This window comes from Bizionia psychrotolerans (assembly GCF_001039595.1).
In genome coordinates this window covers 1-22,872 of record NZ_JNGS01000009.1, presented here as the reverse complement: position 1 = coordinate 22,872, position 22,872 = coordinate 1, and the positions used below count along the sequence as shown (strand labels likewise).

Genomic DNA, 22,872 nt, shown 5'->3' with positions numbered 1-22,872 from the left:
TTTACATTTTTTTAAAAAATAATTATAGATTAACGCATGAACTGCTATTGTACTATTATAACTTCTAATTATTTTGTTTATACTAAAGCAATTTTCGATTCTTTGGAAGCCTTTAATGCACATTTAGATTTCAATGTTCTTGTTGTAGATGATTGTTACGAATTACAGAACTATAAGAACATTAAGGTCTTGTCACTTGATTCTATTAAAACAACATACCCAAAAGATTATAAATTAATTGAGTTATACGAAAATGACCCTACTAGTAATTTGCGTTGGGCGTTAAAACCCTTATTTTTAAAATATTTACTTCTTGAAAAAAAATATGATAAAGTCCTGTTTTTAGATCCTGATCTTTATTTTTATCAAAACCCTAGTTTTCTTTTTGAACAATTGGATGAGGCAGATGTTATAATCACACCGCATTGGCGTTCTAAAGACCCTTTAAAGGATGCAGTTAATTTTAATTCTCTATTTACAGGAGGCTTATTTAATGCCGGTTTTTTTGGCTGTAATGCAAGCGCAATTAATGTATTAGATTGGTGGTTATCTGTTTGTGCCTATAAAATGGAAAAGGCTGATGGCTTTTATGTTGATCAAGCTTATTTAAACTTAATGTCTATTTATTTTTCAGAACAAGTTCAAGTTTTGCAGCACCGAGGTTGTAATGTTTCAAATTGGAATTTAATTGAATGTGAACGCATTGAACGTGGCAATGAGATACTTATCAACAATAAATATCCGATTGTTTTTATTCATTTTACGAATGCGACTATTAATTTTATAGCTAATGGGAAGGATAAGTTACTGAAGCCTTTTTTGGAACAATACAAGGATAACTTATTAAAGCATAACAAGAAGTTTATATTTAATTATGAAATGCATGATATAGATGATAAAAAAAACTTTTCCGCAGTTATTAAAAAAAATATTTAAGAGATAAATATGGACGATAATCAATTTATAAATATTGGCTTTAATTCATCCAATCTTGATAGGTATTATATTAGGACGTCCATTTTAAACGCTTTAAGAGAAAATTTAATTAATCTTTCTGGGTCTCTATTGGATATAGGCTGTGGGAAAATGCCTTATAAGGGTTATATTCTAGAGAACTCCCATGTTACCAGCTATACAGGTTTGGATATAGAAACAGCTATAACATATGATACAGGCATAAAACCTGATATTACCTGGGATGGTATTACGATGCCTTTTGAAGATAGTAGTTTTGAATGTGCATTTGGAACTGAAGTTTTAGAGCATTGCCCTGACCCAGAACTTGTTTTAAAAGAGGTATATCGGGTTTTAAAGCCAGGAGGTGTTTTCTTTTTTACGGTGCCATTTTTATGGAATTTACATGAAGTGCCACATGATGCATACCGATATACGCCTTTTTCGTTAGAGCGCCATTTAAAAAATTCGGGTTTTACGGATATAGATATTAAAGCCACAGGTGGCTGGCACGCCTCTATGGCGCAAATGCTTGGTTTATGGGTAAGACGCAGTCCTATGTCTGCTAATAAGCGCAGTGTATTGTCGAAAATAATTAAACCCGTTATAGCTTATTTAATTAAACTAGATAAACCAGAATCCGTTCGGTTTAAAGAAGGGCAGATGATAACAGGATTATACGGACTTGCAAAAAAATAGTATTGATGATATTAAAAAAAAACGTTGCTATTGCTACTATTAATAAAAGTGCCTATTCTGAAACTTTTATAAAGGCTCAAATTAATTTGTTGCCTGCCAAATTAGTTTTATATGGTGGTTGGTTACCTGTTTTTTATGGAAACCATCAGGTTATTGCTAATAGGTATAAAACCAAGTTGAATAAGTTGTTCAAATTGGTATTTAAAAGACCTATTTTTAATAGCACTACAGACTTTGTTTCAGTATTAAAACAGCATCAGATTGATGTGGTTTTAGCACAATATGGTTTAGCTGGAGCGGCATTGCTAGAAATTTGTAAAAAAGCAGATGTATCTTTGGTTGTTCATTTCCATGGGTTTGATGCAAGTGTTACGGATGTTTTAACCGCACATGAGGATGCTTATAAAGCTATGTTTGTACAGGCGCGTAAAATTATAGCTGTATCTCATGCTATGAAGTCTAAATTGATATCAATAGGTTGTCCGGAAGAGAAAATTGCATTAATACCTTATGGACCAGATCCTATATTTTTTAGTAACCAACCTGATTTTTCCTCCAACACGTTTTTTGCCATAGGTCGTTTTGTTGATAAAAAAGCTCCTTATTTGACTTTGATGGCTTTTAATGAAGTAGTTAAAGAATTTCCCGATGCCCAATTACGTATGGCAGGAGCAGGCGAACTTTTAAATACCTGTAAAAACATGGCAAAAGCTTTGGGTATTGAGGATCATGTTATTTTTTTGGGGATTGTAAAACCAGACATTGTCTGTGAGGAACTATTACATGCTTTGGCATTTGTACAGCATTCTGTGGTGGCAGATAATGGCGATAGTGAGGGGACTCCGGTTGCTGTGTTGGAAGCTCAAGCCGCTGGATTGCCTGTTATAGCTACTTTTCATGCTGGAATTCCCGACGTGGTACTTGATGGTGAGACGGGTTTATTGGTTGAGGAATTAGACATTCAAGACATGAAAGCGGCCATGATAACACTCCTTAAGGATAAAGAAAAAGCCAAGGACATGGGTAGAAAAGCAAAAACACGTATGGAACAACAGTTTACTATGGATATTTATATTAACGCGTTGCGGTCTGTTTTAAATGAAAATTGAGGTATTTAAAACTAAACACCATCTATATGCCACAAGGACTTACAGTTTAATTCATTTTTTGTTAATTTGTATAGCCTTTAATTTATAATCTATTTAAAAAATAATGGCTTACTAATTCATGAAAAACCCAGCTATAGTTGTAGTTACATATAATAGACTTGCTAGTTTTAAAAGGCTAATTGGCTCTATATTGAACGCCAAATATACCACGGACACTATTCCTTTGATTATTAGTATAGATTATCATGAGGCTAATTTACCTTTAATTCAATTTGCGAATGCGATTGTTTGGGAGCATGGTGAACTAGTTGTTATAACTCATGAGGAAAATATAGGTTTGAAAAATCACATTTTAAAATGTGGTGATTTAGTGAACCAGTATGAAAATATTATAGTATTGGAAGATGATTTATTTGTGTCGCCTTATTTTTATCAATACAGCTTAGATAGTTTGCGGTTTTATGAAAATGATACGCAAATAGCTGGAATATCATTGTATAGCTATGAAAAATCGGAAGGAACTTTAGATAGCTTTAAACCAATTTATAGTACCTATGATACGTACTTTTTGCAATTTCCAAGTTCTTGGGGGCAGATATGGACTATGTGCCAATGGCATGAGTTTATAACTTGGTACGACTTACATAAATTAAACACTGATTATAGAAATTATTTACCTAAATACATTGCGGATTGGCCCAAAACGTCATGGAAAAAGTATTTTGCAGCTTATATAGTTGAAACGAACAAATACTTTGTGTATCCTAAAGTTGGGTTGTCTACCAATTTTGGCGAAGTTGGGCAGCATTATCCTGAAAAAACAAATATAATTCAGACCGATTTATTACATTATGATCTGGCATTTAGGTTTGAAGCCTTTGGCGCGATGAGTTTGCGATATGATTCAACATTTGAGTTGACCTATGATAGTTTGGTTTTATTGCAAGATAAATTCATTCAACAACCCAAATTTATTCTAGATTTTTACGACTTAAAACCGATAAAAGGTTCTGATTTAGTCATGACACAATTACCATCTTCCAATCCTATTTTGACATTTTCAAATAGCATGCAGCCGCTGATTAATAATTTAATTTATGAAATTGAAGGAGCAGGTATAACACTAACGAAGGCACAAGATATTCTGCAAGAAAAAGAGGTATTTGAGAAAAAACTAAAAAAACAAACGTTTGGAACCAGACTAAAATATAAATGTATTAAATGGCTTAAGTTTAGTTATCATAAAATACTGATTAAGACCACATAAAATATAATTTAGAATATATTTAAACTATTAATTTAATTGCATGAACTACCCCAGAATATCTATAGTAACCCCTTCATATAACCAAGGTGACTTTATTGAAGACACTATTTTATCTGTTCTAGGTCAATCTTATCCTAATTTAGAGTATTTAATATATGATGCTGCTAGCACTGATAATACGGTAGGGATACTAAAAAAGTATGAAAATCAATTAACCTATTGGGTGTCTGAAAAAGATGAAGGTCAGGCTGATGCTATTAATAAGGGATTTGAAAAAAGTACAGGTGCTATTTTGTTGTGGCTTAATAGTGATGATATTTTAATGCCTAATGTTTTACATTATATAGCCAGGTTGTATATAGAACAGGGAGACGGTATTTATTATGGTAATTGTATTCATTTTAAAGATGATAACAAAAATGGCGTTCGTGCGCATGGTAGTAATGTGCATAAAAATTTTAAAACAATACCATTAGATTTAGTAGATACGATTATACAACCATCTTCCTTTTGGAGTAGAGACGTGTGGATTAAAAATGGTATTTTAGAAAAAAAAATATCACTTTGGCTTTGATTGGGAGTGGTTTTTAAGAGCCCAAAAGAATCATATTCCATTTTACTCATTTAACAAAGCGCTATCTCTATACCGTTTTCATGATGCACATAAAACTGGTGTTGGAGGTGATAAAAGACAAGACGAACTATATCAAATATATAAACTTTATAATGTGCGTAATGCGGATTTATATGATTTGATTAGAAACGAAACATTTGCATTTAATTTTTATGAAAAGGTGATTATTAAAATAACTAATTTACTTTTTAAGACTAAAAAAAGTCAGGTCTATTTTTTGAAAAAGTTTAAATCTAAAACCTATAAAGATTATAGTGTTGCAGATATTGAAAACATAAAAAGAATGCTTTAATAATTATTAAAGCCATAAACACGATTTAATGAAAACAGCACTTATAACAGGAATAACCGGTCAAGATGGTGCCTATTTGGCCGAGCTTTTATTAGAAAAAGGCTATCAAGTACATGGTATTAAACGACGTGCCTCTTTACTGAATACAGACCGTGTGGATCATTTATATCAAGACCCTCATGAAGACGATATTCGGTTTACCTTGCATTATGGCGATTTAAGTGATGCTATGAATATTACGCGTATTATTCAGGATGTTCAACCCGATGAGATTTACAATTTGGGTGCTATGAGCCATGTAAAAGTGAGTTTTGATACCCCAGAATATACGGCTAATGTTGATGGATTAGGAACGTTGCGCATTTTAGAAGCTGTTAGATTATTGAACTTAAGCAAGAAAACGAAGATTTATCAAGCTTCTACTTCTGAACTCTATGGTTTGGTACAGGAAACACCACAAAGTGAAACTACACCATTTTATCCGCGTTCGCCATATGGTGTGGCTAAATTATATGCCTATTGGATAACGGTAAATTATCGAGAAGCTTATGATATGTTTGCCTGTAATGGGATTCTGTTTAATCATGAATCGCCTTTACGTGGAGAAACCTTTGTGTCGCGAAAAATTACACGCGCAGCCAGCCGAATTGCTTTAAAGCAACAAGATGTTTTATATTTAGGAAATTTAGATGCGCAACGCGATTGGGGACATGCTAAAGATTATGTAGAAGCCATGTGGTTGATGTTACAACAAGAGACGCCTAGAGATTATGTTATAGCTACAGGTGTTACGACCACTGTTCGTGAATTTGTAATCATGGCTTTTCAAGAAGTTGGAATTGAACTGACCTTTTCAGGTAAAGGCGCCGATGAGGTGGCAGTTGTTTCTGCTTGCCATAAACTGGAATACCAATTGCCTATTGGGCAAGTGGTGGTTAAAGTAGATCCTAATTATTACCGTCCAACGGAAGTTGATTTATTAGTTGGGAATGCCGACAAATGTAAAGCTTTGCTGAACTGGGAACCAAAATACACCTTGAAAACCTTGATAGCCGAGATGATGGTTAGTGATTTGCGACAGTGTGAAAAACATGCATATTTAAAACTGGGTGGCTTTGATAAAAACCCAACAAAATCTGCTTTTAAATATGAATAAAGATGCTAAAATATATGTTGCTGGCCATACAGGTATGGTGGGTTCTGCCATTGTCCGTCATTTAAAAGCCATAGGTTATACGAACTTGATTTTTAGAACATCGTCCGAATTAGATTTAACGAATCAGCATGCTGTTTCTGTTTTTTTTGAAACTGAAAAACCAGATTATGTTTTTTTAGCAGCTGCTAAAGTTGGTGGCATTCAAGCGAATAATATATATCGTGCCGAATTTTTGTATGAGAATCTTATGATAGAAGCCCATGTGATTCATCAAAGTTACGTTCATGGTGTTAAAAAACTGTTGTTTTTAGGCTCGTCTTGTATTTATCCGAAATATGCAGAACAACCCATTTCCGAATCCAGTATGCTAACGGGTGCTTTAGAGCCAACCAATGAACCTTATGCCATTGCCAAAATAGCAGGTGTGAAACTCTGTGAAAATTATAATAGGCAATATGGTTGCGATTTTATTTCGGCCATGCCCACCAATTTATTTGGACCCAATGATAATTATGATTTAAAGAATTCCCATGTGTTACCCGCTTTATTACGAAAGTTTCATGAAGCCAAGGAAGCCAACTTACCAGAAGTTGAAGTTTGGGGTTCAGGTAAACCCATGCGCGAATTTTTACATGTGGATGATTTAGCCGAAGCTTGCTACTTTTTAATGATGCATTATTCGGGTAATACGCCTATTAATATTGGAACCGGTAGCGATTTAGCTATTAAAGACTTGGTGCTTTTAATTCAATCCATAACAAATTATAATGGACGTATTGTTTGGAACTCAGAAAAACCAGATGGTACACCACGAAAACTGCTTGATGTAAGTCATATTCATAGTTTGGGGTGGAAGCATCGTATCTCTTTAGAAGCAGGGATTCGTTCGGTTTATGCCGCTAAATTTCTAAAGGACTATTAATTATGCTTATTTCTATCATCACCATAAATTATAATGATGTAGTTGGTTTAAAAAAAACCATGATTAGTGTATTGGAACAAACGTATGCTGATATTGAATATATTGTTATAGACGGTGGCTCCACCGATGGAAGTCTTGACCTTATTAAAGCGCATAAAGAAAAACTTGCGTATTGGGTTAGTGAACCAGACAAAGGCATTTATCATGCTATGAACAAAGGTATTGATCAAGCAACTGGTGCTTATTTGTTATTTTTAAATGGAGGCGATTGGTTGGTGGATTCCTCGATTATTGAAAAATTTGTTGCTTTTAAACCTGTTGAAGACCTTGTTTATGGAGATGTTTTTGTTAGGAAAGGTCATGCTTGGCGAAGAAAGTTTATGCCTAAAGAAATGAGTTTTGGTATGGCTTTGTCAAACACTTTAGCTCATCAAGCAGAATTCTATAAACGTGGTTTATTTGATGACGATTTTCGTTATGATACCTCTTATCAGGTTGTTAGTGACTGGATTTTAACTAACCATGCTATCGTTTTTAAACAAGCAACAAGCAGGTATATAGATTTAGTTGTTTGTTATTTTGAAGATCCAGGCATAAGTAGTGATTTTAATTTAAGACATACGGAGCGTAAACGGTATTTGAAAGCGAATTTTGACCCGTTATTTTTAAATTTATTGAAGGATTATCAGCGTTTACATGGGCAGAATCAGACTTTGAAAGGTCGTTTTCTGGTGCAGGTTGCCGTGTGGATTCAAGACAAAAGGAATCGACTGTTTAAGACAACTAAATAAAATTATGAGTCATCCATTAGTAAGCATTATTATCCCAAGTTATAACTCTAAAACTTATTTAAAGGAGGCTGTATCTAGTGCTTTAAGTCAAAGTTATGAACCCATAGAAATTATTGTTGTTGATGATGGCTCTACTGATGATACTGCTGATTTATTTTCGGAATTTGAAGCCCAATCGGTTAGATGTTACCGTATTAAAAATGGTGGTGCTTCACAGGCACGTAATTATGGGTTAGAGCAGGCTACTGGTGATTATATCCAGTTTTTAGATGCAGACGATATTTTGGATTGTTCTAAAATTGCCAAACAGCTTGACATGATGCGAAAACATCAAGCGGATGTAAGCTATACACCTTGGATTGATTTTAAAAAAGACATTACAGATACCCATACCCAATTTCGTTTTTTTTTATTTGGAACATTCGTTAATGCCAACTGGCAAAGACTTATGATTAGTTATGGTATGAATAATTGGTTTATTCCTACATTAGCTTGGTTAGTAAAAAAGGAATTGATAGAAAAGGCAGGCTATTGGAATCCAGCAAAATGCCCCAATGATGATGGCGAATATTTTTCACGGGTTTTGTTTTGGGCGGAAAAGGTAGTTTGTGTTAATGAGGTTTTAGCTTTTTATAGATTAACACCTAATGATAGTTTGAGCAAGTTAAATTCAGAAAGCAAAATAAATGCATCCTTTGCTAGTTTTTTGCAAATTGAGGCCTTGTTGCTTACATGTCAGAATGAATACCTGTTAAGTTACCCGAAGCGATTAAATTATATGCAATATAGATTGACTCGGAAAACATATCCTAAATTAGCTAAAAGAGCCGCTGGTAATTTTGATAGGATACAAGCGCCTTCTTTTTTAAGTAAGAAGCGCTATTATTGGTTCTTTATAAAGAAATTTGGTTTGTATAATGGCAGCAAAATATATATGCTTTTACAACCACTTTGGGGACTGGTTATTAACGGTAAAAATAGGAAATAACACGCATCAGATTTGTGATTAGTTTGAGACAGTTTAATAGGTTGTCTAATACTAATTTAGGTTGAAACCTTATATTTGATATAATACTTAAAAACTTGACAATTGAAATTAGCTAAACAAAGTGAATACTACGATGATTTATGGTCGGAACGTAAACGTATGAATAGTTTAAAGCTCATGAGGGCTATTAAAATTTTGGATTACTTTGTGGTTGCCAAAAAGAAGTTTAAAAATCCTAGAACTTTGGATTTAGGTTGTGGAGATGGTAGATTTACAGCATTTTTGGGAGAGTTTGCTGATGCGGATGGATTGGAGCTATCAACGGAAGCTGTAAAAATTGCAAACTCAAAACATCCTCATGTTAGTTATTTTTATGGTGATGCTGTTGATTATGATTTTGGGTCAAACATTTATGATGTTGTGGTATCCCAAGAAGTTATTGAACATATTGAAGATCAAGAAGCCTATATTTCTGTTTGTTACAATGTACTTAAGGCAGGTGGTTATTTAATTATGACAACTCCGAATAAGAAGGTTTTTGACCACATGAAAGGGGGTAATTGGTCAAGTCAGCCGATAGAAAAGGTGTTGACACCACAGCAATTTAAAAAACTGGTACAAACTAAATTTGATATCATAGCTTATGATTCTATTATTTTTAATTTTGGAAAATTGGGTTATTTTAAGATTGTAAATAGTCGTTTGCTAGTTGGTTTATCGAATAGGTTAGGTTTTAATAAGTTGCGAGAGTTTTTTTTGTCAAAATGGGGTTTTGGTTTACATCAATGTGTTTTGGCTAAAAAGAAATCTTAGAACGGTGCCTTTGACGATGTCATGATTTCAGTTTAATTGAGCACCCAGTATTTTTTTTGAATTTAATATTCCTATCAGAGACGTTGAAAAACTGCCAGCAGCGTTTAACTTTAAAATAATTTTCAATTCTTACTAATTTATAGTTTATACCTTATGAAAACCATTTGCTTTGTAGTATCAAGTTTTCCGGCCGTATCTGAAACTTTTGTTACAAATCAGATACTAGGTGCTAAACGTTTAGGGTTTAATGTTTGTATTTTAACCAAGAGATTACTGCCGTTGGAAGAATCAACACAGCGCGATATTATTGAAAGTTATGCCTTATTAGAAGATACAATTTTATTAGATTATAAGATTCCCAAATCAACATTTAAACGCTTATTTGTTGGGTTTTATCTCATCCTTAAATATTTTAAATTTTGGATTAGTCCTGTGGATATTTCTTTTAGGCATCGTGTTCTCAACTGGCCATATATTATTCGTTTTTATAAAAAATTAAGGCATGTGGATATATTTCATGCACAATTTGCGATGGATGGCGTAGCGATTGCTGAAATGAAAGCAAATAAATTATTACAAGCCAAATTAATAACGACTTTTCATGGCCACGACGCCCATTTTAAGAATGATAAAGATCTAATTTACTTACAGAATGTCTATAAGACCTTATTTAAGGTTTCAAATTTTGTGACCGTAAATACACCGTATTTGGAAAACCAAGTGCTTGAACTTGGATGTAGCAAAGCAATTATGCATGTGATTCCAATGGCTATTGATGTTCAATATTTTAAACCAGAGCAGATAAAAGCCTTAACAGTTAACCAGACTGTCAAACTTATTTCCATTGGAAGGCTTATTGAGTTTAAAGGTTTTGCATATGCTATTGAGGCTGTAAAACGTTTAGTAACTCAAGGACTAGCTGTGAATTATACTATTGTAGGTGATGGCGTGCTTTTTGCTGAACTACAAGATCAAATAAACGCCTTGAAACTCCAAAATTACATCACGTTAGTTGGGAAAAAAAGTCAGGAAGAGATTCGAAGCTTGTTAGGAGATCATCACATCTACCTAATGAGTTCTATTACTAGTGCTAAAGGACGCTGTGAAACACAAGGTGTTGTTACTGCAGAAGCCCAAGCTATGGGATTACCTGTTGTTGCGTTTAATACTGGTGGTGTTCCTTATACATTACTTGATGGTGAAACTGGAATTTTGGTGGCTGAAAAGGATGTTGATGCTTGTGCTCAAGCTATATTGGAAATGATAAGAAATCCTAAGCGGTTTCAAAATATGAGCCATCAAGCTAGAGAATTTGCGGTTAGTAATTTTTCGAGGAAGCTTATGACAGAGCGCTTTAAAGCATTGTATGACTAGAAATTTTAGGTGAGTAGTTTGATACACTCACATTTTTAACTTTTCCGTAATTATATTATTAATGCTTGAGATTATTTGTTCATCAACAATTAGGTCTTGTCTGTCATAATTTGTGGCATTATATTCTAAAATGACATGTTGAATTCCGAGAGCGCTAGTTATTTGGTGAAAATAAAAGGCGTCTCTATTATATCTATTAGAGGGAAAAAGCTCTATGACTAAAGGGTTCTCGCTGAAAACCAAATTGGCAAGACCTGCACCATGCGTACCGATTATTATACCAGCATTTCTAAAAAGATTCATTTGTTCTTTAAATGTCAATTCTTCTAATGCAATAAGCTCCAAATTTAGATAATTGAACTTTTCTAAAAATAGCTCTTCATTAATCATTCTCCTTTGGGTTGCTTTTTTTCGAGAGATAATAAAGTTTCGCTTAGTTGGGTTTGAAGTTGTTTTAGCTTTAGAAATAGCATTAACCTTTCTGATTATTTCAGCGTGATAAATGTTGGTTTCTTTGGTAAACGAATTTCGCGTTTGTGGAAATGAAGGGATTAGAATATGGGCTACCTTAAGGCGTGTTTCTTTTTTAAGATAAATCATGGATGGTCTTATGCCAAATAATTCCACTAAAGAATCTATTGTAAATTTTGGAGCACTAGCATCTAAAATTATTTGATATTCACTCAAATTTTGTATTTCTAATAATGCTATTCTTCCAAGGCTTTCAGTAATCCAATGGTAATAATTGCCATATAAATAATTTGTTAGAACAATGGCTTTGTCTAATTTTTTGGAGGGGAAAAATTTTCGAAACTTTACTAAATGATTGCTTTTTAATTTATGTAAATATTCTTCTTGAAAAATGGTGGATTCTAAATTAACACAATCATTTCTATCCAAAATAATGCCTTTTCCGATTACTTCGACTTTATGGGCTTTCTGAAAAAATAATTTCCGTAATTTAATATTCTTGAAATCTGTCCAATACGGTTGGTTTCCAATAAAAGTGAAGTTTTTATTGCTGAAAGAATATACATTATTAGACTCTATATAGACGGTTGATTCGCTATTTTCTTTGGCAATATTTATACTGTTTTTGTATCGCCTTGACAAATGGTTATTTAATCTTCTTCTGAATTTTTTTAAAAACATCAATTTTATTTACTTTTTTAAAGTCTGGTTAAACTCAACTTAACCTCCAAATTATTTATGTTCCTCAAACCACTTGGAAAATCTATTTGCTCCTTTATAGTTGAGATGTTGCAAATCTTTAAACTCACTATCTTGCATCGGGAAATCTTGAAAATCTAGGAACGGAATTTCTCCAAAGTTGGTTATTCTATACCATTGAAATAAGTCTTCATAATTGTGTGCATCAAACTTGGTGTGATAAGGACTTCTCACAAAAATTAATTGGATATTTTTATTAAGGCATAGACGTACTATCTTTTTTAAATACGCACTATCAAATCTCGATATTTTTTTCTCCTTAAGGGTATATTGTTTTTGTGGATCGAATTTGTGTGTCCTTAAAAGTGAATCAATTTTAGATCCTTCATTATGTCTATAGCCTCCAATATAATCTGTAAAATGATACTGATTAAAGGCAATACGTTTTAAATTTGTAACAATACCTTTAAGAATTTCCTGTTGATATGCTAAATTATTGTTAGTAGCCAATAATACATGGTCTTTAATATCTAGGAACGCTAGATAGTTTGGTACTTGATTTTTTTTCCATAGTTTGGTGTCTTCCCAAATTAATATGGTTTTAGGATTAAATTCAACATACACCGTGTCTACTTGCGGATTTTGTTTTAAAATCTCTTTTATTTTTTGATAGCCATAAAAATAGGAATCTCCAGGATCGGATAAATTTTTAAAGTTTGAAATTATTGAATCATTAAAAGTTCCTGCAGGATGCGAGTTTCCTAAAACAATCTTATTAGTATTTGGTTTCAGTTTGAAATTTGCTCGTGTGTTGATAACATAATTACTGGTCACTACCATAGTAAAAATACTTCCGTAAAGAATGACCAAGAATAGGATGATATTTTTTATAAATAACTTCATTTTCTAAAATTGAAAATAAATGAAAGTGTTTTCATTTTTACTAAACAAGAGTATGATGACTATCAAGGTGTAGTAAAAAGCAAGTCTTAATGGACGTTTCCATTTCAAGCCAAGGGTTTCAATAGCATATTGGTCTCGTCTGCCAAGCCATTCTATACTTAAAAATATAACAAGTAGTACAAATATATTAGTTGGTCTTAATTCCGGTATGGTAAAAAGTGATTTGTTGCAAATGCCTTTTATATATTGAAAGGCATGGTTGATATTTTCAGCCCTAAAAAATATCCATGCCAATGTTGTCAAGCCAAAAGTTAAAAGCATATTGAACACCGACCTTATAGAAGGCCATTTCTTATTATAGGCTATTATTTCCAAATGATTCCTATTTTTATTGGTAAGTAGCAATGGGATGAAATAAATAGCATTTAGAGCACCCCAAATAATAAATGTCCAATTTGCACCATGCCAAAAACCACTAACTATAAAAATGATGAATACATTTCTAATTACCTTGGCTTTATTGCCACGACTACCACCTAATGGGATATACAGATAATCTCTAAACCAAGTAGATAATGATATGTGCCACCTGCGCCAAAACTCGGCCATATCTCTAGAAAAATACGGGAAGGCAAAATTTTGCTTAAGGTTAAACCCAAAGAGTCTGGCTGTTCCGATGGCTATATCGGAATAGCCCGAAAAATCACCATAGATTTGAAAGGCAAAAAAGACTGCTCCTAAAACCAATGTGCTTCCCGAATAGTCTTGTTGGTTATCAAATACCGTATTTACAATAACCGCGCAATTATCTGCAATGACCATTTTTTTAAACAGTCCCCAAAGTATCTGCCTTAATCCGTTAACTGCTAGTGAATAATTAAAGGTTCTTTTTTTGTAGAATTGTGGGAGTAAATTTGTGGCGCGTTCTATAGGGCCAGCAACCAATTGTGGGAAGAAACTAACGAATGCTGCAAAAGCTATAAAATCTTTAGTGGGCTCTATTTTTTTTCTGTAAACATCAATACTGTAGCTTAACGTTTGAAAGGTGTAAAAACTAATACCAACAGGAAGTATAATGTTTAAAGATCGCGCATGTATTTCTGTTCCAAAAAACGAAAAAGCCGTGATAAAATTATCCAGGAAGAAATTGTAATATTTGAAAAATCCTAAAAATCCGAGATTGACCATAATACTCGTCCAAAGTAAGATCTTCCGTTTTTTTGTATGGGTTTCTTTACCTAAGCGTACACCGATTGCATAATCAACTAGCGTACTAAATATAATTAAAGACAAAAATCGCCAATCCCACCAGCCGTAAAAGAAATAACTAGCAACGACGATTAATAGGTTTTGAAGTTTTAATGGTTTTTTGGCAACAAACCAATATAGTATAAACACTATGGGTAAGAAAATAGCGAAATCTATAGAATTGAAAAGCATGATGTTTTTATTTTCTTAAAAGCTTTCTTATTTTTTGGATGATATAATATTGAACGGAATGCGAATGTTTGTAGGTGATCTGTTTCTTATCCGGACTACTTGTTTTATTAGCCCAAACCCAATCTGAGTCCTCTTGGATAATAAAATTACCATAATTTGGATGTTGCATAACCAACAACTCAAAAATAGCTTTTATATGAGGTGTCTCCAATTCTTCTTCGGAGAGACTTCTATGCGAAATACCATCAGTCGCTTCTTTCCTTTTGTTTGCTCTAGAATAGGTCCACTTATAATCATCCCATATTATCCAGCCATTATCATTTAATAATTTATCACATAAAAAAAAAGAACTACTATCTATAGTCCAGTTTTTTGGACCATCAATAATAATTAAATCATATTTTGGCTTACAAATTTGATCTTCATTATTCGAGCTATTTTTAATGTCGTCATGTAAAAACCAGTTATAGCCAGATTGCATACGATGTATGTCGACATTTTTATGCAATTGTAAACTATTTAATTGCTCCTCAATAGTCGGTTTAAAACTATCTTTTACTTCCAGTAAATCCACACACGTTAATTTCCCACCACCTATTTCTTTTAGTGCCGCTGCCATATAGCAACTGGCAGTGCCATGAGCAATACCTAGTTCAAGAATGTGTTTAGGTTTGTTTTTTATGATAAAATCATATAAGGATTTGGCATTGTTTTTTGAGATGTACGGTACATCTTTTAATTTATCATAAACATAATCAAATTTCATATCAAAAAATATATTGTAGGTATAGGACATTGGTGAAACATCTAAAAGCAACTAAACTATTCAAAGAAAATGCCCAATTTATGATGTATACTGTTTCAAATATAAGTGTTAATTTTTTTTGAACTATATTTTATTGATTTTTTTTGAAATATTAGGAATTCAGGAGTCTATACTATGCTTTCTAACCTAACATTTTTTTTAACGAATACTGTTTCAATAGAACCTGTTGTATTAATTTCAAATATACCGACTTAAGTGTTTGGGTGAATATGAAAGGAATATATTGTTAAAATCAATAATCGTTATATATTTGAAATCTGTAAGAAATGCGGGAAGCTTACTAAATCTTTCTACATTAATTTTATTCTGATTATTCATGTCAATAAGTGTCATTACTCCACATTTTAACGATTTAGATGGTTTAAAACGGATTTATGGTTGTTTGGAAATACAAACTAGTCGTAATTGGGAATGGCTAATTGTAGATGATTTTTCTGAAAGAACTCTTGTATGTGAGATTGAAAATTGGGTTGAAGAGCTTGGTGATAAGCGTATTCAAATTATTTTTAATTCAGTTAAAACTAATGCTTCAGTTTGTAGGAACAAAGGCGCGGATTTAGCGCTTTTTGATCATTTGGTTTTTTTAGATGCAGATGATTATATTTCTGAAATTTTTATAGCTCAAAGAAACGTAGAATGCCATGAGTTTGTTATATTTAAAAATAAGGCTGTAGTTGATAGTAACGGTATTCAGTTGATTTATCCCGATTGGAAAGGAAACTATTTAGATTGTTTTTTAAATGCAAAATTTATTTGGCAAACCACAGCCATTTTATGGAATAAATCATTTTTCATGAAGATTGGAAAATTTGATCCAAATTTGAAGCGCTTGCAGGATGTAGAACTATCCATCAGAGCTTTATTTTCGGGAACAAGAGAAACCGTTATAGACAATGAAATTGATTTTTTTTATTGCGCAAAGCCCATACGTTTAAAACCTGATATTGTTAGACAATCTTGTGATTCAGTTAATTATTTGATTACTAAACTTGGTACTGATTATTCGTTGAATGTTCATAGACAAACTTTGGTAAAAGCCTATTATTTTGCCTGTGTTAAAGGTTTACAACGTTGCAAGAACAGAGCCGATGTTGTTCATGTAAAAGAAACTTTAGACTTATTTAGAAAGAAGAAATATATTAATGTTTTAGAATATCGTGTTGGAAATGTATTATTAAAATTATATCGGAATGAATTAATTTCCGATTCGTTATTTTTGAGAACAAATCGTTATTTTTTTAAATAACAATTAAAGTTAAACCTATTGATTGACAATATTATTATCTTAAGATTATACGCTTTATGTTTATTTAAGATATAGTTTGTAAACCAAGCCAATTTTGTGCAAACACAGATGTGTTTTTTAGCTGAAAATATATGATTAAAATCAACCTATGATTCAAGTTTCCGTTATACTGCCTATTTACAATGGTGCCAAAACACTTAATAATACTTTAGAAAGTCTTGTTGAACAGTCTTTTAGTGATTTTGAGGTTGTAGCTTGTATAGATGGTAGTACAGATGATTCTGAACTTATTTTATTGCAATTTGCTTCAAAATTTAAGAAACTTACGATTCTAAAAAATAAAGTTAATAGAGGGTTGGGACCTACCATGAATAGGTTAGTGCATAATACTCAAGGAGACTATATTGCAGTTGCTGAGCAAGATGATTATTATTACCCAGATCGTTTAAAACTACAGGTGGAATTATTAGATACAAACAAATCTATAGGATTAGTTTCTGGGATTGCAGAATTTTGTAATGGTGATCGTGTTCACGGTAAATTTCCAGGGCTTCTAGTTCATGGTAAACATTATCCAACAGGAATAGATATGTTTATATTGAACTATAAATATCATGTAAAAGTAGTAAACAGTTGTATGATGTTTCGGAAATCTACTCACGTTGATAATGGGTTATATTTTACGCAACATTATCCAAGTATAAGTGTCGATTGGACATATATTTTACGTTTTTCACTACTTTCTAATATTCATGGATTACCTCATGTATTGGTACGTTTAGATCGAAGACCAGAACGTGATTCTGTTACTTCAAATAAAGGCAAACAATTTAAAGCAACACGTGAATTACTTCGGTCATTTGCCTACGAATATTCGGATATTATAACCGATACAGATTATAAATATGCCATGAGATCGCAATATTTATTGGAGATTAGCTCAAAAAATGGTTTGGCTTATGTGCGCACTTGGTTGTGGTTTTTTATACAATGTCCTTTTGAAAAGCGTTATATTAATAACCTAAAAAGAAGAATATCGCAAAAAATTAAAATATTTAGTAATTAAAAGTATGAATTTTGTAAAGCAGTATGTGGTCAAATTAATGAACTACAATCGAATTGGGAAAGCAATTTATTTTGACGAATACTTTAAAAGAACAGCCCAGTTATCTTCACTTGAAAACTTAAAAAAACCTAGGCGAACTGACATTATAAATTACCTAATATCTTTAGTTGATGGTAAAAATTATTTAGAAATTGGAGTAAGAGATCCACGTAAAAATTTTAATAAGATTCAATGTGCTACTAAATTTTCTGTAGATCCAGGTATTGAATTTGAAGATAACCCTGTGGATTTTGATATGACTTCAGATCTTTTTTTTTGAGAAGTTAAAAAATAAACAATTACATATTCAACACGATATTAAATTTGATGTCATTTTTATAGATGGTTTACACCTATCTGATCAAGTTGAACGCGATATAAAGAATAGTTTGAATTTTTTACATGATGATGGGTTTATAATTTTACATGACTGTAATCCACCTTCAGAATACCATCAGCGTGAGCAATATGATTTTGTGAACTCTCCCGCTCGGTCTTTCTGGAATGGAACTACATGGAAAGCATTTTATAAAGCGAGACATCAAACTAATTTGTTTTCAATTTGTTTTGATACGGATTGGGGAGTTGGTGTTTTGGCTAAAAAGGAGTATCCGTTTTTTAATACCATTAATAGCAAAGTTCAAAATGAATTTTATGAATTTGCTGTTCTGGATAGATTTAGAGCACAACACTTGAATTTATATGCTTTCGAGTTATGGATTGAACAGGTTAAAAAATGAATTTAATATTTGTATATAATTTAAAACTTTACCTTATTTATACTCCTAAAGTATTCCAGAAATATAATTTATAATATTCGTGATATTATTATATGATGACCATTAACAATCCTATTTTGCCTACTAAACAGGTTTTTGCTAAAAAAGCAGGAGCTCCCAAATCACTGCATTCAGAGGCTATCTGTATTTTTATTGCTACTGGTTTTTTTATGGATGATGATACGTACTGGCACGATATGACGTGTTTATTACCAGCCCATAAACATATTTTAGACTCCCATAATATTCTTTTAAAAAGTACTCCTACATTTAATTGGCATTATAGTCCAAGAACTATTGATTTCGATACGGTACTTCAAGAATATGTTGCACTGTTTTCGCAAATTACAAAAGAACAGATTGGCAACTCCAAAGTTATCCTGCCGCTTTCTGGAGGATTGGATAGTCGGAGTCAAGCACTAATACTTAAGGGTTTGGGAAATCCCGTTCATGCATATAGTTATTCCTTCCAAAATGGATTTCGTGAAGATGAAATTGCAAAAAGAATTGCTAAAAATTGTGGTTTTAAATTCAATGCTTTTACAATAGAGTCAGGTTATCTGTGGGATGTGGTTGAGGATTTGGCGGAAATTAATGGCTGCTTTTCAGAATTCACACATCCACGACAGATGGCTATTTTGCCTGAACTGAAAAAGATGGATGGTATTTTCTCATTGGGTCATTGGGGTGATGTTCTGTTTGATCGAGGAGTTGCTGAAGGGATTCAAGAATCAGAAGTTATACCATATTTACTTAAAAAGATAATTAAACCAAAAGGTTTTAAGCTTGCAGAATTATTATGGCAAGAATGGCAATTGGAAGGAGACTTTAAGTCGTTTTTAATTGCAAGAATAGAGGCGTCAATATCAAAAATAAAAATTGATAATATAAGTGCTAAAGTGCGTGCTTTTAAAACATCTCAATGGGCACACAGATGGACCACTACAAATTTATCCGTATTTGAAGCAGCACATCCAATCAGTTTGCCTTATTATGATGCCAGGATGTGTGAATTTATTTGTACTATTCCAGAAGAATATTTGGCAGATAGACGCCTTCAAATTGCACATTTAAAACAAGACAAACAGTTAGCAAATATTACATGGCAAGATCAGAGGCCTTTCAGCCTTAATACTTATCAATACAATAAAATACCATATAATTTGCCCTTCCGGATTTTAAGCAAAGCCAAACGTATAAAACAAGAATTATTAGGAAATCCTTATATTCAGCGTAATTGGGAGTTACAGTTTCAAGGGGCTGATAATGCTAAAAACCTTGAGAGTTATTTGTTTGATTTTAGTTTTAATCAATGGATTCCAAGATCAATAATTAACGAGATGTATTTAGATTATAAAAATAATGATTCCGTAAATGGAGCGCATGCAATTAGTATGTTACTAACCTTATCATTATGGCACAAAAAGCATTCAAACGATTTTTAATAACTTTAAATGTGTTCTTCATTTAACTTCTAATTACATGTATTTTTAGGTTTAGAATTATAAAGGTTTTATTTTCGAATCTGAAAAAAATACAGAAAAGATATCATGAACCAAAAGCGAATTCGGGTTTTATATACGATTCCAAACTTCAATACAGCGGGAAGTGGTAAATCCGTTTATGATTTGGTTAAGGGTTTAGATCGTGAAGTTTTTGAGCCAGAAATATGTTGCTTTCATAATAAAGGCGCTTTTTTTAAAGAGGTGGAAAAATTAGATGTTAAAATTCACATATTTCCATTTACTACTGATTATAGACCTAGATTAACATTTTTATTACGAGTATTAAAAATTAGATCTTTTTTTAAAAAACACCAATTTGATATTATCCATTCTTGGCATTGGAGCTCTGATATTTCTGAACCATTAGCGGCAAAATTGGCAGGAATACCATACGTATACACAAAAAAAGCAATGGGATGGCAAAGTAGATTTTGGAGCATACGATCAAAATTGAGCTCTAAAATTATTACTGTTAATACAGACATGGTATCGGCATATTTTTCTAAAATGTTATACAAAATAGAAACATTTCCTTTAGCAATAGACGTTGGTACCTATAAGCCAATGGGGAGTTCAACTGAATTACAGAAGCAATTGGGATTATTGCCAGACGATTTTGTTATTATTTCAGTAGCTAATTTGGTTCCTGTAAAAGGAATTGAAACTTTGTGTGATGCTGTAAGTTTATTACAGAATCCAAAATTGAAAGTTCTAATTGTTGGAGATGATACAGGTGTATATGCTCAAGTACTTAAAACACAGTTTAAGGATCAAAATGGTTTGCAGTTTTTAGGAAAAAAAATTAGATGTCAGGCCTTATTTAGCTTTGGCTGATTTGTTTGTCATACCAACAAAAGATGAAGGTAGAAGAGAAGGTATACCAAATGCGCCTTTAGAAGCCATGTCCATGGAAGTCCTTGTGATAGGGTCTGATATTTCAGGTGTTCGTGATATTTTAGAAGTTTTTCCTGATTTTATGTTTAAAGCAGATGATGTTTTAGAATTAAAAGATAAAATTAAAATGATAATCGACATGCCTGAAATACATAGGAGAACTCTTGAAATAGAAATGCGAAATCGCGTAATTGATACTTTCTCAATAGATGACTTTATAAAACGGCATCATTTGCTTTATCAAGAATTAACTAGTATTAAATAATCTTTATTATATAGTGAACTATTATAATTGTTTGGATTAATAAATTAAACTTTTGAAAAGAAAAATACGCATAGCTATCTATTCTGGGGAGATTTCCAGTACGACCTTTATTGAGCGGCTTATTCGTGGCGTAGCAGATTCTGGACATGCTATTTTTCTATTTGGCGCTTTAAATGATAGACCTTCGTACCCTTCTGAAGTTAGGCTTATAAGTTATAAACTTAATCGACTTTCTAAACTCTTTCATTTAATGCGTTTTTCCATCTTGTTGACCCTATTTAGAACAGCTGATAAAAAGCGTCTGAACGCCCTATTAAAAGCTCAAAAACGCACTGATTTATATACGAAAGTTAAATGCTATCCTGTGTTATGGCATAAACCTGACATTTTTCATGTGCAATGGGCCAAAGGATTAGCTGACTGGGTTTGGGTAAAAGAGTTTGGAATAAAACTCGTGTTGAGTTTGCGTGGTGCTCATATTAATTATTCGCCAATCGCCGATGAACCGTTAGCAGATATGTATCGCTTTAACTTTCCGAAAGTAGATGGGTTTCATGCAGTTTCAGAAGCCATTGGTTGTGAAGCACAAAAATACGGAGCCATTCAAGAGAAAATTCATGTGGTGTATAGTGGTTTACCTTTGGATACGGAAATAACGATTACTAAAAAAGATAACAAAATCTTTCAAATTATTTCTGTAGGAAGACCGCATTGGAAAAAGGGGTATAGCTATGCGTTAGACGCCTGTAAGTTTTTAAAAGCTGCTGGTCTACAATTTGAATACACTATAATTGGAGCTGCAAACACTATTGAGTATCAATATCACATTGCCGATTTAGGTTTAGAAAATCACGTTCGGTTGGTTGGGCAGCAATCTTTTGAACAGGTTCAAAACTGGATTCAGGAATCTGATTTATTGATTTTGCCAAGTGTTGAGGAAGGCATTGCTAACGTTGTTCTAGAAGCCATGTCTTGGGGAACGCTTGTTTTGAGTGCGGATTGTGGTGGGATGCGTGAGGTAGTAACAGATGGCAAAACCGGTTTTTTAGTGCCGATTCGGGATGTGGAAGCTTTGGCTGATGCGGTTATGAGGATTCAGAAATTACCGGTTGCAGATGTGTTAGAAATACGGAAACGGGCGCGGATGAAAATTTTGGAACAGCACTCGGAGGAGGGTATGGTGACTGGGATGTTGAGCGTTTATTATAGCCTGTTTTGTAAGTAAATATAAATTTACTTGTTTTTCGTGGATTTCCGATATTGTTAAGGCGTTCCGAAAGGATAATTGGTGTTTGTTCATTTTGTCTTGATACAAAACGAACCAAAAATCAAAATCGCTTATGAGGAAATTACACAGGTATTAAATATTACTTTTAATTTAAAATTTTGACTGTGTAACGTTCGCTTTTTATTTTTATATTCTGGGATTATCAAAATTATTAGGTTTGTAACTCCCTAGTATCTTTCTTTTTAATTAAGGCTTGGTAGCTCACTATTTCTTAAAACGATTGGGTTTAGGATTTTAAATGAAACCATAGCATATTTTATTAAGGAATACTGAAGTCGGAATTGTTGATTAGGTACTTCGACTGAACATAGTGTGACAAAGTTAGAAACATTAAACCCTCCGAATGGGAAGCAGGCAAAAAATGATATTAATATATGCGTAATACAAATAAACATAGGCAATGCATTGGGTTGGTGCTGTCTGCGGTACCTGGTTATTCCGAGACGTTTTTT

The 22,872-nt window shown here is 32.7% G+C and carries 23 protein-coding genes; 19 read left to right on the top strand and 4 right to left on the bottom strand.

Annotated elements, in window-relative coordinates; genetic code table 11:
- Positions 1-36 precede the first annotated feature (36 nt).
- The 11 genes from GK51_RS01080 to GK51_RS01030 all read left to right on the top strand — a co-directional run bounded on the left by GK51_RS01080 (position 37) and on the right by GK51_RS01030 (position 10,999).
- Positions 37-936, top strand: a complete 900-nt coding sequence (locus GK51_RS01080; protein ID WP_048331143.1) for a glycosyltransferase — start codon at positions 37-39, stop codon at positions 934-936.
- Positions 937-945: 9 nt separating this feature from the next.
- Positions 946-1,653 carry a class I SAM-dependent methyltransferase gene (locus GK51_RS01075; RefSeq protein WP_048331142.1) on the top strand — a complete coding sequence of 236 codons (708 nt, stop codon included), beginning with the start codon at positions 946-948 and terminating at the stop codon, positions 1,651-1,653.
- Between the two features lie 5 nt (positions 1,654-1,658).
- Positions 1,659-2,762 carry a glycosyltransferase gene (locus GK51_RS01070; RefSeq protein ID WP_048331141.1) on the top strand — a complete coding sequence of 368 codons (1,104 nt, stop codon included), beginning with the start codon at positions 1,659-1,661 and terminating at the stop codon, positions 2,760-2,762.
- Between the two features lie 118 nt (positions 2,763-2,880).
- Complete coding sequence (locus tag GK51_RS02420; protein ID WP_053069197.1) at positions 2,881-4,029, top strand: glycosyltransferase family protein; 1,149 nt, start codon at positions 2,881-2,883, stop codon at positions 4,027-4,029.
- 40 nt (positions 4,030-4,069) lie between these two features.
- Positions 4,070-4,603: a glycosyltransferase family 2 protein gene (locus GK51_RS01060; RefSeq protein ID WP_053069196.1), complete on the top strand. Its 534-nt coding sequence runs from the start codon at positions 4,070-4,072 to the stop codon at positions 4,601-4,603.
- A gap of 380 nt (positions 4,604-4,983) precedes the next feature.
- Positions 4,984-6,111 (top strand): GDP-mannose 4,6-dehydratase, encoded by a 1,128-nt coding sequence (gene gmd / locus GK51_RS01055; RefSeq protein WP_048331139.1) that lies wholly within the window; start codon positions 4,984-4,986, stop codon positions 6,109-6,111.
- Positions 6,104-7,033, top strand: coding sequence for a GDP-L-fucose synthase family protein (locus GK51_RS01050; protein WP_048331137.1), 930 nt, complete (start codon positions 6,104-6,106; stop codon positions 7,031-7,033). Before gmd ends, GK51_RS01050 begins: the two co-directional genes overlap by 8 nt.
- A gap of 2 nt (positions 7,034-7,035) precedes the next feature.
- Positions 7,036-7,824, top strand: coding sequence for a glycosyltransferase family 2 protein (locus tag GK51_RS01045; protein ID WP_053069194.1), 789 nt, complete (start codon positions 7,036-7,038; stop codon positions 7,822-7,824).
- A gap of 4 nt (positions 7,825-7,828) precedes the next feature.
- Complete coding sequence (locus GK51_RS01040) at positions 7,829-8,812, top strand: glycosyltransferase family 2 protein (protein ID WP_048331135.1); 984 nt, start codon at positions 7,829-7,831, stop codon at positions 8,810-8,812.
- Between the two features lie 102 nt (positions 8,813-8,914).
- Positions 8,915-9,625, top strand: a complete 711-nt coding sequence (locus GK51_RS01035) for a class I SAM-dependent methyltransferase (RefSeq protein WP_048331133.1) — start codon at positions 8,915-8,917, stop codon at positions 9,623-9,625.
- Between the two features lie 153 nt (positions 9,626-9,778).
- A complete protein-coding gene (locus tag GK51_RS01030; RefSeq protein WP_048331131.1) occupies positions 9,779-10,999 on the top strand; it encodes a glycosyltransferase in 1,221 nt (406 codons plus the stop codon).
- Positions 11,000-11,026: 27 nt separating this feature from the next.
- Here GK51_RS01030 and GK51_RS01025 read toward each other — a convergent pair whose 3' ends face one another.
- From GK51_RS01025 to GK51_RS01010, 4 genes are read right to left on the bottom strand one after another with little or no spacing between them, the layout of a single operon-like run.
- Entirely contained in the window at positions 11,027-12,151 is a 1,125-nt protein-coding gene (locus GK51_RS01025) for a glycosyltransferase family 61 protein (RefSeq protein WP_048331129.1), read from the bottom strand.
- Between the two features lie 51 nt (positions 12,152-12,202).
- Positions 12,203-13,072, bottom strand: coding sequence for a hypothetical protein (locus GK51_RS01020; protein WP_048331127.1), 870 nt, complete (start codon positions 13,070-13,072; stop codon positions 12,203-12,205).
- Positions 13,073-13,075: 3 nt separating this feature from the next.
- The gene (locus tag GK51_RS01015; RefSeq protein WP_048331125.1) at positions 13,076-14,512 is read right to left on the bottom strand and encodes an MBOAT family O-acyltransferase; all 1,437 of its coding nucleotides are present in this window, start codon (positions 14,510-14,512) and stop codon (positions 13,076-13,078) included.
- 7 nt (positions 14,513-14,519) lie between these two features.
- Positions 14,520-15,308: a class I SAM-dependent methyltransferase gene (locus GK51_RS01010; RefSeq protein WP_048331123.1), complete on the bottom strand. Its 789-nt coding sequence runs from the start codon at positions 15,306-15,308 to the stop codon at positions 14,520-14,522.
- Positions 15,309-15,654: 346 nt separating this feature from the next.
- Between GK51_RS01010 and GK51_RS01005 the strand changes: the two genes are divergently transcribed.
- The 8 genes from GK51_RS01005 to GK51_RS00975 all read left to right on the top strand — a co-directional run bounded on the left by GK51_RS01005 (position 15,655) and on the right by GK51_RS00975 (position 22,357).
- On the top strand, positions 15,655-16,584 hold the full coding sequence (locus GK51_RS01005) for a glycosyltransferase family 2 protein (RefSeq protein WP_048331122.1): 930 nt from the start codon (positions 15,655-15,657) through the stop codon (positions 16,582-16,584).
- 148 nt (positions 16,585-16,732) lie between these two features.
- The gene (locus GK51_RS01000) at positions 16,733-17,650 is read left to right on the top strand and encodes a glycosyltransferase family 2 protein (RefSeq protein WP_048331121.1); all 918 of its coding nucleotides are present in this window, start codon (positions 16,733-16,735) and stop codon (positions 17,648-17,650) included.
- Between the two features lie 4 nt (positions 17,651-17,654).
- Positions 17,655-17,969, top strand: a complete 315-nt coding sequence (locus GK51_RS02410; protein WP_053069193.1) for a hypothetical protein — start codon at positions 17,655-17,657, stop codon at positions 17,967-17,969.
- Entirely contained in the window at positions 17,956-18,429 is a 474-nt protein-coding gene (locus GK51_RS02405; protein WP_082132688.1) for a class I SAM-dependent methyltransferase, read from the top strand. Before GK51_RS02410 ends, GK51_RS02405 begins: the two co-directional genes overlap by 14 nt.
- A gap of 92 nt (positions 18,430-18,521) precedes the next feature.
- Entirely contained in the window at positions 18,522-19,913 is a 1,392-nt protein-coding gene (locus tag GK51_RS00990) for an asparagine synthase-related protein (RefSeq protein ID WP_048331119.1), read from the top strand.
- Positions 19,914-20,018: 105 nt separating this feature from the next.
- A complete protein-coding gene (locus GK51_RS00985; RefSeq protein WP_048331117.1) occupies positions 20,019-20,807 on the top strand; it encodes a glycosyltransferase in 789 nt (262 codons plus the stop codon).
- Positions 20,800-21,132: a glycosyltransferase gene (locus tag GK51_RS02540; RefSeq protein WP_048331115.1), complete on the top strand. Its 333-nt coding sequence runs from the start codon at positions 20,800-20,802 to the stop codon at positions 21,130-21,132. Before GK51_RS00985 ends, GK51_RS02540 begins: the two co-directional genes overlap by 8 nt.
- Before the next feature lie 52 nt (positions 21,133-21,184).
- Positions 21,185-22,357 (top strand): glycosyltransferase family 4 protein, encoded by a 1,173-nt coding sequence (locus tag GK51_RS00975; RefSeq protein ID WP_048331114.1) that lies wholly within the window; start codon positions 21,185-21,187, stop codon positions 22,355-22,357.
- The last annotated feature ends 515 nt before the right edge of the window (positions 22,358-22,872 follow it).